The sequence below is a fragment of the Halalkalibacter okhensis genome (assembly GCF_000787375.1).
GTDB lineage: Bacteria > Bacillota > Bacilli > Bacillales > Bacillaceae_D > Halalkalibacter > Halalkalibacter okhensis.
Map to the genome: position 1 here is coordinate 65,010 of NZ_JRJU01000012.1, position 13,989 is coordinate 78,998.

Sequence of the window (13,989 nt, forward strand, 5' to 3'; positions counted from 1 at the left end):
GGGGGCAGCTCCATTCAAATATGGAATTCCCCTACGTCTCATTTCAACCAACCTTCCTATTTCCTACTAAATCCACTCTTAACTGTCTCACTCTCAAGAAAAATCCAATAGTAATGAACAGGGATAAAGTCCCGTATGTCATCATCATTTGTTGCAATCCGAGTGTATCTAGCATTAAGCCCGTTGATAATAAAATGATTTGGTACATAAAGTCATCGAGCATACCTCTGAATGAGAAAAACCTCCCGTGATAATTTGGGGGAATGGTCGTTTGAAAAACCATTGTAGCAATCGGAAAAAAGCATCCAACGGCAAACCCGAACAGGATGAAAGCTAGTATAGCTAAATAGGAAATCTCTACATAAAAAAGCATAAGTTGCGCTAGTCCAATGATGATGGAAAGCAAGAATAACTTTATAAAAGGTGATTTATAGCCAAATCTTTTTACGAAAAGAGTACCAAGTATAAAGGCAATGCCTTCTACCGTATAAAGCCACCCTTTTATCGATGGATTGTCTAACATGTCACTGATGTTGATCACAATTAAATTAAACCCACCAATAAACAAAAGGGGGACTAAGGTTAAGACGAGAGTAGGAAAAATAGTTGATCGTTCTTTTAGAACAGGAAACAAATCCTTAAATGACTGTTTCGCATGTGGCTCTTTATCTGACTTTTTCTCTTGTTCGGGCTCTTTGATGTTCAAAAATGTTGTCAGAACAAGCAAAAGAACATAGGAAATAAAAGCGATAACATAAAGCATGGAAAGAGACATCATCGTTAGAAAGATTCCCGCACAAGCGGTACCAAGTACACGAGAAAGGGTAGAAATATTCATATATAACCCATTAATGCTTAGTAATTTCTTTTCTTCAACTACAAGAGGGATTGTCGCTTGCAGCGCTGGAAAGTAAAAGGCTGCTGTAATATTTATCGAGATTAAAAAGGCCAGCATCCATGCAATCGAACCTGTTTCAATAGCAACAAACATAAATCCAACGCTAATGAGCCTCCCAACGCCAGCATAAAGCATAATGGTCTTTTTTCTATATTGATCGACGATTTTGCCTGAAAGTGGACCAAATACAATACCGGCGAGGATTCCAATGGCTAAGATAAGTGATTTGATAAAGTCTGATGGTACCTTATCTTGCATAAATTCAAGATCACCAATAATTCCAAGCCATAACCCAAAACCTGCAATAAACTCTCCAGTTAACAAAATCCATATATTTCTATTCTTTTGCATAAAATAGCCTCACATATCATAGTAAAATTGGAATAAATTGAATTTAATGTTGAAAATGATTATCATTGTCAAATATAATAACAGATAGAGTGATAACTTTAAAGGAGGAATGAAGAAATGTTTATTCAATTAAAAACGATTTCAGTAACCGAAGGAAATGGAGAGCGCATGGTTGAACGCTTTGCATCCGAAGGGATTATCGAACAGCAGCCAGGCTTTATCGACCTTAGTGTTCTACAAAAAAAGCAGAGAAAAGGTAATGAAGAGATTATCATCATGATTCGCTGGGAGTCAGAGGATGCGTGGAAAGCTTGGGAAACAAGTGATATTCACCTTGCTGGTCACCGTGCGAAACGTGGGAAGCCTTCTCCTTCTTTTATTATCGATAGCAAGCAAGATGTCTATTATGTCAAAGGTCAAAAGGAGTATGTCACACCTAAGCACGTATGATGAGAATACTTGTTTTACAAAGTGCCAGACTATGTCCGGCACTTTGTTATAGTTTTTAGTTATTCATACCAACGCTCTTTCTTGTTAAGAGCATATAAATTAAATAGGGTGCTCCGATAACAGAAATCACAATACCAACAGGAATATCAGCGGGAGCTAACAGATTTTTTCCAATCATATCAGCGAGCAGCAAAAGAAAGGCTCCAATGAAAGCTGATAAAGGTAAAACACTAAAATAATTAGCCCCGCACAACCTTCTAGCAATGTGTGGCGCTAAAAGCCCGACAAAGGCAATTCCTCCTCCGACAGCGACACACGATCCTGCTAGTGCGGCTGAAAGGTATAACAGTTGGCGGCGTTCAGACTCAACGTTTAATCCAAGAACACGGGGGATCGTTTCACTAAACTGGAATATGTTCATCGACCTTGCTTTAAAAAAAGCAATAGGTGCTAGTATGACAATCCATGGAAGGAGAGCCCAGACATATGGCCATTGAGACCCCCAGATGCTACCAGTAAGCCAAATCGTCGCCTGTTGGAAATCTTTTGGGTCCATTTTTAACTGTAGAATAATTAATAACGCACCACATAATGCATTAAATCCTAAGCCTACTAACAGAAGTCTGCCTGGTTCAATGCCATCTTTCCAGGAAAAACGGTAGATTAATAGGGCAATGGTCAGGGCCCCAATAAAGGCAAAGACGGGCAGGAAAAATGGAGAAGCTAGTACACTGCTATTAGATTGGCCGAATAGAAAAATACAAAAGACGACAGCAAGCCCAGCGCCAGCATTAATCCCTAAAATTCCTGGATCAGCTAGAGAATTTCTCGATAACCCCTGAAGAATAGCACCAGAAAGGGCAAGTCCAGCCCCAATTAAGAGCGCTATAACCATTCTTGGTAATCGAAGCTGATACAAAATGAGTTCCTGTTGTGGAGTACCAAGGCCTCTAAATGTTGAAAGGATGTCTTTTGCCGAAATGGCGATAACTCCCGTTGAAAGGCTTACGAAAAAGACGGCAATGATTAAAACGATAAGTGTAAGTAACCAATATTTTGATTGACGTAAAGCTTGCTTCCAATCCATTACATATACCCTCTTTTCTGTCGAGATAAATAAAGGAAAAACGGTACACCTATAAGTGCAGTTACCGCGCTTACAGGTGTTTCGAAAGGAGGATTAATCATGCGAGCGCCAACATCAGCAAGGATGAGAAGCAAAGCTCCAGCAATTGCGCTCAGTGGAACGACCACACGGTAGTCAGGACCGACAAGCAGACGAACAATGTGTGGAATAACAAGACCGATAAATCCAATCGCTCCGGCAATAGACACCGCAGATCCACATAAAAGGATGACAGTCACAATTCCAATAAGCCTTATCTTTTGTTGAGACTGACCAAGTCCAGTAGCGATCTCTTCTCCCATAGCAAGAATGGTCAGCGAACGACTTATCCAAAGGGCTAGAAATACCCCGATCGTGACGGTCGGAAGAAGGATAAAAACATGCAGCCATTTTGTACCTGAAAGCCCACCTGCAAACCAAAAGCTAAGATCTTGAGCGACTTGGTAATAGAGGGCAATTCCTGTTGAAAGAGCACTAAAAAGAGTACTTAAAGCAGCTCCTGCTAACGTTAATGTCACAGGTGAGATTCGGTCCTTTGAGAACATCGAAAAAGCTAAAACACAGGTTGCCCCAAAAGCAGCCCCAGCAAAAGACCAAATAAGCAGCGTCCAATAGGAGCCAGTTTTTATAAACGCAAGAGAAATGGCAATCGCTAAGCCAGACCCATGAGTGATGCCAATAATCGAAGGATCGGCAAGTGGATTTCTAGTCAAACCCTGCATAATGGTTCCAGCTACTGCTAGAGAAGCACCAATCAAAGCAGAGGCTAAGGCTCGCGGAATCCTCACTTCAAAGATCAGTTGATGTTTAATATTGTCTTTTTCAAAGGAAAGGAACGAATCCATAATCACTGAAGGATCAATCCAAACAGCACCAAGACCTATCGACAGAAGTAAGCTTACAAATAAAAGCAACAACCCAGTTATTCCCCATTTAACTGTTTTGTGCCAAGCGGTTTTAATGGGAATAAAAGGTTTATCATCTAAAGGAGATTTGGATGATGTATTCACATATAATCAACTCACTTATGTAAATTTTTAATTGAAAATGATCATCATTTTCAATTAATTAGTAATTGCTTATTAATCTACTATTACTAGATAATCTTTGTCAATTGTTTTTCAGGCTATTTCCGTAAAGATTGTTGCTATTAAATAGTTTGGATCTTAGTGAAATGGAGCGGAAGTCACTCGACTCCTGCGGGATAGAGAGGGAGGCCACTGAAATAGTGCTCGTTTATTTAGGACTTGATAAGGAGCTTTGATCTCGCTCCCGGGATGGGGGGCACGCTTTCCGCAGGCGGGCGTTGAACTAACCGGCTGCGCCGGTGGATTTCAACCTGCCCTTCCCTCCTGCAGGAGTCGGCCCCCCATCCCGTCCGCTTGTTGAGAGGAAAGATAGAAATTCCCTACTTTTCAACGATCAAAAGAAACTAGGGGAAATAGCGCAAAGAAGGCACTGAAAAAGAAAGTATACGAAAATAGTCTTTTCAAAAAAATGGGAAGGTGTTAATGATATGTCCTATAGTCAGCTGGAGCAGGTAAATCATTTTCATATATCTTTACTAAAACTACGTGAAGGAATAAGTGAAACCATTAATCAATCACACAAATTTAACTGCCTGATCTATATTTCTTCAGGTATAGGCCATTTACGAATTGGAGGGGAAGAGGTCAAAGCGCTTACGGGAAAATGTTATCTTCTTACAGAAGAAAGCAAGCTTATTTCCGCGTCTTCACAGCTATTCAATGTGTATCTATTATCCTGGCCAAAAAACGAAACCGAGCTATCTTTTATATGTTCTGCGCCTTTAGCTGAACAGTTACCAGCAAAAATGACGCCATTATGGCAGGAGGCTTTGTCTCTTCAAGGAGGGAAATCATACTCCCAACTTTGTCGTTTCAAAAGTGCAGTATGGAACGTATTATCACTGTTAACCGATCCTTCAGAAATAGATGAGATGGATGAGATCATTGAAATCATGAGAAGTGACCTATCAAACCCGTATACCATTTGTCAGTTAGCAGAAAAGGTCAATATGAATCCGACTTCCTTTACAAGGGCTTTTAAAAAAAGAATGGGAATATCGCCTAAGGAATTTTTAATAGCGGAACGAATACGAGCAGCAAAAGAATTAATGCTTCAAAACAAAGGGATCACAACAAAGGAAGTTGCGTTAAAAGTCGGGATGCAGGATGAATTTTATTTTAGTCGACTCTTTAAGCAAAAGGCAGGCTCTCCACCTTCTGTGTATATGAAAAGAGCTGAGGAACGGATTGCTATTGTCAGTCAAATGTTTTTACAAGATCATTTACTAGCCTTAGGAATCCAGCCTGTTGCAGCGCCTGCTTATCCATCTGCTTATCCCAAGAGTAGAGGGGTCCCGAGGTATTTAGAAAAAGACCTTGAAGGAACACACTTATTAAACGCTGAACAAGTTTTTCAACCTGAAGAAATTCTACTAACACAACCTGATCGTATTCTCAAAACGTCTCTTCATAATGGACAGATTCAATCGCTATTGTTGCCACATGAACAAATCGTTGAGCATATTCCTTTTAAAACAAATTGGAATGAGTATTTAAGGGAGATTGCTCAGCTAGTAGGGAGAGAAAGGAAAGTTGAACAGATAGAACGAGAGATTGAAAGGTTGGAGAAGGCTGTCAGAGATGAGCTATGTCCACTAACGAAGAGAGGAAAATGGGCGGTCATTTGGGTTCGTAGGAAAGAAATTCGTTTGTATGGTTACCAAGACCACGCACTTCTTGATCTTCTTTATCAGAAGTTAGGATTTGAACCACATTATCACCTGCCCAAAAGCGGCTATCAAGTTGTGTCGGTGGAGCAATTAGCTCAGTTACATTGTGACAAACTACTTATTCTTTGGAGTCATGAATGTGATGTTTGGAAGCTTGCTCAGACAAGGGAATGGAAAATGATGAAAGCCGTTCAGGATCAAGAAGTATATTTTCCAAACAGCCAAGAGTGGGACCCATGGGGACCGTTAGGAAGGAAGAAAATACTCACTGAATTTGCAACCACATTCCAAAGATCAAAGGTTACGGCCTTTTAAATGATGGATTTGTCCATTTAAAATGTTGAAAATATCCATGTTCACTTTTAATTACAGAGATTATGATTGATAATGAATTTCATTATTACTTAGAGGGGGAGAAGGAATGAGAAAACCGTTATTATCATTTTGTTTGTTTTTCATGCTGCTTTTACTAGTATTATCAGGTTGTACTAGTGGAGAGAGTAATGCTACTGAAATAGAAGAAAATCAAGAAACAGAGCAAGAGGTTGAAGAAGAGGTAGTAGAAGCAGAGACAAGAACAGTCGAGCATCTATATGGAGAAGCAGAAGTACCAATGAACCCGGAGAAAATTGTTCTTTTGTCACATGTATCTTGGGAAGGTTCATTGGTGTCTGTTGGAGTGAAGCCATTTGCGGTCATGGCCTATGACAATGAATTTCCACCTCATTTAACGGAAGAATTAGAAGGAGTCACAGCACTGCCTTATGCCGATGAAATTAATCCAGAGGAAATTATAGGTCTAGATCCAGATTTATTAATTATTAGTGATCGTTATAAGCCTTTATATGATCAGCTATCTAGTACGATTCCAACGGTTGTCGTTGAGGTTGGTGGCGATTGGAAAGAAGATCATTTAAAAGTGGCCGAAGCAGCTGGAAAGCTAGAAGAAGGTAAGAAGGTCATTGAAGATATGGAGAAACAAGCTGAAGAGATTGGCGATCGCATCCGAGAAAAAGTCGGTGATGATACATTTATGGCCGTTGCCATTAACAAAGCAGATATTCGCGTATTTGGAAAAACCAATCATGCTACAAACTCGCTTTTATTTGATGATTTAAAATTAACGCCTGCTGAAAATCTACCTGAAGATTTCGGTGAAAATATTTCAATAGAAGGATTGGTAAAGTTTAATCCTGACCATATTCTTGATGTGACCTACTTCAATAGTGGAGAGTATTATGATTCGGTCACAGAAGGGGAGGTTTGGAATCATTTAGAGGCTGTCAAAAACGACAACGTCCACACTCTTTCGACAACTTGGGGCTTTTGGGATCCAATTGAGCGTCAAAAAGGCTTAAACGAAATAGAGGAATTATTATTAGGTAATTAATACGATGCCTTGATTAAATAGTCTTTCTACATTAGAAAGACTATTTTCCGCTCATCTATTGAGAATGATTATCATTTACTAGGACGAAAGACACTAAGGAAGGGTGAGTTGATGAAAGAATCCGCCAAATCGATTGCAGAACATGCGACGTTTCAGGCTTTTATGAATAGCTATCTACGTGAAGTGAATCGCGGCAGCTGGCTAAAGAGAAAAGAATGGAGCAAAGAAAACCAAACTGTTGTCGCTCTTGAAGGGGACTATATGATCGAGCTTGTCCTACATCAACAAGCAAAGAAGTTTGCTCTTGAAGTTGAATACCGTTCGATCGTTGGAAGACAGCTAGTTGGGGTCGCTCTTACTTATTGTACGATAACAAAACAGTGGGTGAGAGAGGACCGCCTAACCGTTATGATGGCTGTCATTCAAGAGTTACACCTGGTGGCCAAAAGGAATGGTTGCCATGAGCTTGCTTCCCATTATGATGAGTTAATTGTTCGGTTAATAGAGAGTTACCATACGATGACTGACTATATTGAAAGGAGAATGACTGACTCAAAAAAACTATATTCGGTCGACAGTACATTTATTGAAACGGAACAATCATTACTCTTTGGGCATTGGCTCCACCCAACACCAAAGAGTAGACAAGGTATGGCCAGTTGGCAACACAAGGACTATGCGCCAGAGCTTGCTGGCAGTTACCAGCTTCATTATTTCCAAGTATCAAATAAGGTGATAAAGGAGTATTCCATTTTAAATAAAAAAGCTAGTGAAATAGTTACTCAATCATTAAAAAAGAGTATACCCACTTTAGAAATGGCAAAAGACAGCTGCATCATCCCCATGCACCCACTACAGGCTCAGTGGTTATTGCAGCAGAACTCAGTGAAGCAAGCCATAGATGATGGGGTGATAAAAAGCTTAGGGACAATGGGGCCAAGTTATACAGCAACTTCTTCCATCCGAACGGTCTATAACGATAGTGAGGAGTGGATGTTTAAATTTTCAATTCCTGTAAAGGTGACGAACTCTTTAAGGGTGAACAAACAACACGAATTAAAAGCAGGGACAGTAATGGCCAATCTTCTACGTCAACTTCCTTTTTTAGAACACCATTCTACGTTTCATATCATTGACGATCCAGCTTATCTAACGGTTCAATTACCTGAAAAACAGGAGTCTGGATTTGAAATGATTATACGCTCAAACCCATTTCGTAAAAAAGGAAAGCACAATCGTGGTATTAGTTCGGTTGCTGCCATTGCTCAAGATCCGTTGCCAATGGAGAAATCAAGATTGGCTCAATTAATTGAAATGGTCGCTTATCAAGAAGGGAGATCTGTGAAGGCTGTTAGTCTAGACTGGTTCAAAAAGTACTGGAAGTGTGCGATTGAACCGCTTATTCGACTTTACGATGAGCATGGAATTGCTTTAGAAGCACACCAGCAAAATAGTGTCTTAGATGTATCTACTGGGTATCCAACGTCTTATTATTATCGCGATAATCAAGGCTATTATTTATCAAAAGAGTATGAGCAAGAGCTTTGTTTCACGGAACCATCACTGCTATTAACACCGGAGCTATTCTATGAAGATTCTCTCATCCAAGAGAGGTTTACGTATTATTTGTTTATGAATCAATTGTTCTCTATCATCTATCGATTTGGTGCAGATTGTCTCATTGAGGAAGAGAGTTTAATTGAATACGCAAAGTTAAAGTTACTATTGCTAGAAAAAAGGTTAACAGGACAAGGAAAGGTATTCGTTTCTACGATTTTAAATCAAGAAAAACTGTCGTATAAAGCGAACCTCCTAACTCGTTTCCACGATGTCGATGAACTTTCAGTGGACCTTGAGCAAGCAATCTATACAAAAATGGATAATCCTTTTATTACTGTTAAGGAGGGAAAGCATGCAGAAATTATGTCCCTTACCTTCTGACAAACAAATGGCCCGAGCGACACGTCAGTTACTAGAAGCGATGATGTTTGAAGGATTCATTTCATTTGAAGAAATGAAAAATGAAGGTGATAGATATTCTTTGTTTTGTCTATATGGGAAACAACGAACCTATCGTTGCCAAGGAAGAAAAATGGCCTTCGATCGGATTCGAATCAAGGAGAATAGCCTCTTTGAAGTAAGAGATCAGAGTTTAATAGAGACAACGATAGAAGAGCTTTTAGAGGAATTGTTTTCAAATGATGATGAGAAAGCACACCTGCATCATGAATTATGGCAAACAGTAAAGCTTTGTCAGTGGAATGAGGCTCAACTTCTTCAGCCGCTTTCTAGGAGATATTCAAGCTATGAAGAGTTAGAATCCGAAATCATAGAGGGTCATCCATATCACCCTTGTTATAAATCAAGGACGAATTTCACATTAGAGGATCATGAGAAGTTTGGTCCAGAAGCAAAGCAATCGTTCTCCCTTATTTGGGTGGCAGTTAGAAGAAACAAGGCTCTCGTATCGATGTTAGAAGAGGAGAAGGAATTCTGGCAAAGAGAGCTCGGCTTGGACATGTGGGTTGAGTGTATACAGCAACTTGAACAAATAGGTGAATCTGTTGAGGACTATACCTTCCTTCCTGTTCACCCGTGGCAATGGAACTCCCTTCAAGAGCATCTAACAAAGTATACGGAAAAAAACGATATTTACTTATTGGGAGTAAAAGGCGACTCATATCGTGCTACTCAGTCTGTTCGATCGTTACTAAATAGAACGCATCCGAACAAAGCATATATGAAATTGTCGATGAATATGGTGAACACTTCTTCTTTAAGAACGTTACAGTCACATTCGGTCTGCTCGGCACCGTATATATCAGCTTGGCTTGAAAGAATAATTCAGTCGGATTCTTATCTAAAAGAGGAAGCTCAATTAGTCATTTTAAAAGAATATGCAGGAGTTAGTTTTGTACCAGAGGAAAAAGCTTTAGCAGGGCAGCTTGGTGCCATTTGGAGAGAAAGTGTACACACCTATCTTAAGGAAGAAGAACAGGCAGTCCCGTTCACGGCGCTCATGTTAATTGAGAAAGATAAAAGAGCATTTATACACCCATGGCTAGCATTTTACGGTATAGAAGAATGGATTCGCCAGTTTATTGAAGTAAGTGTGGTTCCGATCTGGCATCTTCTTGTTGCTCATGGCATTGCAGTCGAGGCACATGCTCAAAATATGATTTTATTGCATGAAGATGGGTGGCCCACTCGTGTTGTCTTACGTGATTTCCATGAAAGCATAGAGTATACAAACGATTTTATTGCTGATAAGAGCCTTGTACCTCATTTTGAAAAGTTACATAAGGATTATGAAGGTGCACCTGATGATGTCTATTACTGGATGTCGAATGTTGAAGCCTTACGAGAGTTGGTTATGGATACGTTATTTGTCTTTCACTTAACGGAACTATCTTCTTTACTTGAAGAACAGGTTGGCTACAGTGAAGAGGCTTTTTGGATTCAAGTAGAAGCCGCTATTAGTAGGCACTTACGGAGATTTCCTGAATTAACAACGCGGCATGAGCAACTTGATTATAAGAAGCCGAACATCTACGTTGAATCACTGTTGCAAAAGAAAATACATGGCATCGAAGAGGAAAATTATCGGCATCTTGTTCGAAATGTTTTTAATAGAGAGGAAGGGTGAAGATGTTTTATGTAGATGATTGTTATTACACAATCCAAGATTTAGAAAAACAATTCATTGAATTTGAAAAGAACCCCTATTTAAATCAGTGTGAACATAGAAGACTGGCCGTATGTTTAGCAGATACATTTCAATGGATCGCACTCTGCTTATTCATTCGTCGTCAAGAAGGAACGGTGTTGCCGATTCATCCTGCTACTCCTAAAGAAGGAGCTATTAAAATAGCGTCGAGTGCTTCAAGTAACCTCTTATTCTATCAAACATTTGATTCAGCTATAACGCTAACAAATGAAGAACTTGAAGAAGAAGGCGGACTCCTTCAGATGAGCTCAGGCACAACAGGTGAACCTAAGTGTAACAAACGAACGTGGAGCTCGATTGAGGAGGAGCTTAAAGGCTATGTTCAGACATTATCGATAGATCGTTTTTCCAGAACGATTATCGCTTGCCCGGTGACCCATTCATACGGATTAATAAGCGGTGTGTTAGCCTGCCTTGAAAGAGGGGGAGAGCCACTGATTATTTCGACGCTGAATCCAAAGTATATATTGAAAAAGCTTCAAGAAAATCCAGCTCATGTCCTTTATGCAGCACCCACTCTCCTCCATACAATTTCTAGATTAGCTGGACGTGGCCTGCAATTAGATAAAGTGATGACTTCTGGAACGATGCTACCTAAAAGCTGGCTTGATTCAATAAAACAAGTATCACAAACAGTCCTTCAGCAATATGGGTGTTCAGAAGTTGGTTGTATATCAATTCATCCGGATGTAGATGTCCCAAAAGAAGTTGGGTATCCGCTGCCGCATTTGAAGGTGGAAGCAGGTGAAATAGGAAAGCCGGGTGAAATAGTCGTTCATTCAACGAATGGGACTATTTATACAAAAGACCTCGGATATATGAAGGATGGTGTCTTATCCTTTGTATCTAGGCTTGACGATACGATTAATGTAGCAGGCTTAAATGTCTATCCACAAGAAGTTGAGGATGTGCTGATGATGGAACCTAGAGTACTAGATGTGGTCGTTTTTAAGAAGCTAAACAAATTATCTGGAGAACGAGTTTGTGTTCAGTACGTTTCAAACAACACCATCAATGAAACAGAACTGCGCCAGTGGTGCGCTAAATTCCTAGCACCTCATCAGATGCCAATGGAATTTGTAAGAGTTGCGAAGATCGACAAATTGCCTAATGGAAAAGTAAGTCGGAAAAAATTAGCGGAGTCCACCGTATGACAAAAGAACAAATCATTCAAATCATCTATGACATATTAAACGATCAGTTAGAGTTAGCAACGATGGATTCTTTCCATATAGATGCACGTTTAAACGAAGATCTCTATATGGATTCCATCTTATTACTAGAGCTTATTCTTCATTTAGAGTTAGACATAGGAATGAAGATCCCTGATGAGGGCATCGTACCGAAAGATTTTTATACAGTAGGAAGTCTTGCCGATTTTCTCCTACATGAACAAAACAAAAAGACAGCGGAGGATGCGATACATGATTAAAGTACATTGTTTCGTTAGTTGTGTATGTGAAGTCATTAAGAAAACAACAGATGTCGATCATAGACCATACTACTTTGGTGTGTGGGATGCCGATTTTGACACTCTTGAGGACGGAACGATTACCTATCATTCTACTGAAATGGATCACCATTTCTTTCAGATATGGTATGAAATGCTTTATGGCATCAAGCTCCATCAATGGTATGACAAAAATAAATCCAAACATGAAAACATCGTTGAACTACAGCGCTTGTTAAAAGGGAAAGTAAAGCATCAGTATGTGATGGTGATGCTCGATCTCTCTATGCTTCCAGAAAGAGAAAATAAGTTCAATCAAAAGCCATTTCCGCATTATGTCATGCTAGAGATGACAGACAACGAAGATGAATGGTTTATGTATGATCCTGATTTTAGATGGGAAGGAGTACTAGAAAAGGAAAGAATTCTCGATGCGATTAAAGAACCAGTTGCAGAAGGTGGATATTATTTTGAGGCAGAGTCGATTATTCCTCCTAGTATAGAAACCGTTGAAGCCTATTTTAATACGTGCATGAAACATAACACCAACCCAATCATAGAGGCCGTATCTGATATTGTCTTAGCTTACACCGTTGGTAAGCAGAAGGAGAATCTAGCAAAACTCCCTCTTGCATTGAAACAGCTACCTGTACTGGCTATAAGGAAGTACGCCTATGAACATGCTTTTGCGTACTTTTGGGAATTCCTAAAGTTAGATGAAGAGGGGTTTGAAGCATGGTGCACAGATATTGAACGGCTCGTTAATGGCTTTACAACGATACAGTATCGAGCAATGAAGCTTGCCAAAACAAAGGATCTAACAGTTGCCGATAGTATCTTTGAAAAACTAGAAGAACAAAATGAGCTTGAATATAAAATTAAAGACGGATTACAAGCATGCTTTAATGCTTGGTTGCATGAACAAAAAATTCCAAAGAAAAAGGTGGCAATCGAATGAAACTCTCTGTTTGTACCATTTCTTTTCGTCATCACCTTCACTCAATTGATCAAATTGCTCATTGGGCAAGCACTCATCATTTTCAAGGAATTGAACTATGGGGAATACACGCCAAAAATCTTGCTGATGACCCAAAGTATGGAGAGAACTGGTTGAATTCTTATGAGTTGCAGACAAGTATGATTAGTGACTATCTTCCACTAGAAGGGTCCGTATCACAGATGATGACTGAAACGATGAATATGTCTAAACTTGCCAAACACTGGGGAACAAAGAAGGTACGTACGTTTGTAGGAAAGATAGGAAGCCAGGAAATAAGTCTAACAAAACGAAAGGAGCTTGTTGATAGACTGCGAATGATATGTGATTTCTTTGAATCTGAAGGTCAGTTGGTTCTTGTCGAAACCCACCCAAACACCTTAACGGATAACCTCGCTTCTACTATTCAACTACTAGAAGAAACCAATCATCCAGCTCTACGAATCAATTTTGATGTTCTTCATATGTGGGAGTCAGGGGTATGTCCCATTGAAGCCATTAGAAGGCTGTCTCCGTTTGTTTCTCATTTTCATTTTAAAAACATTTCCTCGCGTGAGCACTTAAATGTGTTTGCACCAGAAAATGTTTATGCCGCAGCTGGGACTAGGAAGGGAATGACCCCGTTATTTACGGGTGCTGTTAATTATCAAGACTTCCTCGATGAAATCATTCCGAAAATGGAAGTAGAAGCATCGTTGGAATGGTTTGGACCTCATGTATGGGATGTATTAGGAAATGATAGTCTAGAACTTAGAAAAAGGATGAATGAAGAGCATGTATTAAGAACATAATCATTTGAATTGCTTTGGGTTCCCAAAAAGGTCAAATACGGACCTTTTGGG

At 39.7% G+C, this 13,989-nt stretch carries 12 protein-coding genes; 9 read left to right on the top strand and 3 right to left on the bottom strand.

Going from position 1 to position 13,989, the window contains the following annotated elements; all coding sequences use genetic code 11:
- Nucleotides 1–43: 43 nt before the first annotated feature.
- Nucleotides 44–1,249 carry an MFS transporter gene (locus tag LQ50_RS10585; RefSeq protein ID WP_034628950.1) on the bottom strand — a complete coding sequence of 402 codons (1,206 nt, stop codon included), beginning with the start codon at nt 1,247–1,249 and terminating at the stop codon, nt 44–46.
- Nucleotides 1,250–1,366: 117 nt separating this feature from the next.
- Between LQ50_RS10585 and LQ50_RS10590 the strand changes: the two genes are divergently transcribed.
- Nucleotides 1,367–1,699: an antibiotic biosynthesis monooxygenase family protein gene (locus LQ50_RS10590; RefSeq protein ID WP_034628952.1), complete on the top strand. Its 333-nt coding sequence runs from the start codon at nt 1,367–1,369 to the stop codon at nt 1,697–1,699.
- A gap of 55 nt (nt 1,700–1,754) precedes the next feature.
- On the opposite strand, the gene LQ50_RS10595 is transcribed toward LQ50_RS10590, so the two are convergent.
- Both LQ50_RS10595 and LQ50_RS10600 read right to left on the bottom strand, forming a co-directional pair.
- Complete coding sequence (locus LQ50_RS10595) at nt 1,755–2,786, bottom strand: FecCD family ABC transporter permease (RefSeq protein ID WP_034628953.1); 1,032 nt, start codon at nt 2,784–2,786, stop codon at nt 1,755–1,757.
- Nucleotides 2,786–3,835: a FecCD family ABC transporter permease gene (locus tag LQ50_RS10600; RefSeq protein ID WP_237563686.1), complete on the bottom strand. Its 1,050-nt coding sequence runs from the start codon at nt 3,833–3,835 to the stop codon at nt 2,786–2,788. Before LQ50_RS10600 ends, LQ50_RS10595 begins: the two co-directional genes overlap by 1 nt.
- 506 nt (nt 3,836–4,341) lie before the next feature.
- Here LQ50_RS10600 and LQ50_RS10605 point away from each other — a divergent pair.
- The 8 genes from LQ50_RS10605 (at nt 4,342) to LQ50_RS10640 (ending at nt 13,938) form a co-directional block, all read left to right on the top strand.
- A complete protein-coding gene (locus tag LQ50_RS10605; protein ID WP_052144692.1) occupies nt 4,342–5,898 on the top strand; it encodes an AraC family transcriptional regulator in 1,557 nt (518 codons plus the stop codon).
- Between the two features lie 106 nt (nt 5,899–6,004).
- Nucleotides 6,005–6,973: an ABC transporter substrate-binding protein gene (locus LQ50_RS10610; protein WP_034628954.1), complete on the top strand. Its 969-nt coding sequence runs from the start codon at nt 6,005–6,007 to the stop codon at nt 6,971–6,973.
- A gap of 111 nt (nt 6,974–7,084) precedes the next feature.
- A complete protein-coding gene (locus LQ50_RS10615) occupies nt 7,085–8,914 on the top strand; it encodes an IucA/IucC family protein (RefSeq protein ID WP_034628956.1) in 1,830 nt (609 codons plus the stop codon).
- On the top strand, nt 8,886–10,619 hold the full coding sequence (locus LQ50_RS10620) for an IucA/IucC family protein (RefSeq protein WP_034628958.1): 1,734 nt from the start codon (nt 8,886–8,888) through the stop codon (nt 10,617–10,619). The genes LQ50_RS10615 and LQ50_RS10620 overlap by 29 nt, the downstream gene beginning before the upstream one ends.
- Nucleotides 10,620–10,621: 2 nt before the next feature.
- Nucleotides 10,622–11,854, top strand: coding sequence for an AMP-binding protein (locus tag LQ50_RS10625; RefSeq protein WP_034628959.1), 1,233 nt, complete (start codon nt 10,622–10,624; stop codon nt 11,852–11,854).
- Complete coding sequence (asbD, locus tag LQ50_RS10630; protein ID WP_034628960.1) at nt 11,851–12,132, top strand: petrobactin biosynthesis protein AsbD; 282 nt, start codon at nt 11,851–11,853, stop codon at nt 12,130–12,132. The genes LQ50_RS10625 and asbD overlap by 4 nt, the downstream gene beginning before the upstream one ends.
- Nucleotides 12,125–13,108: a DUF6005 family protein gene (locus tag LQ50_RS10635; protein ID WP_034628962.1), complete on the top strand. Its 984-nt coding sequence runs from the start codon at nt 12,125–12,127 to the stop codon at nt 13,106–13,108. Before asbD ends, LQ50_RS10635 begins: the two co-directional genes overlap by 8 nt.
- Complete coding sequence (locus LQ50_RS10640) at nt 13,105–13,938, top strand: sugar phosphate isomerase/epimerase family protein (protein WP_034628963.1); 834 nt, start codon at nt 13,105–13,107, stop codon at nt 13,936–13,938. The genes LQ50_RS10635 and LQ50_RS10640 overlap by 4 nt, the downstream gene beginning before the upstream one ends.
- Nucleotides 13,939–13,989: the final 51 nt, after the last annotated feature.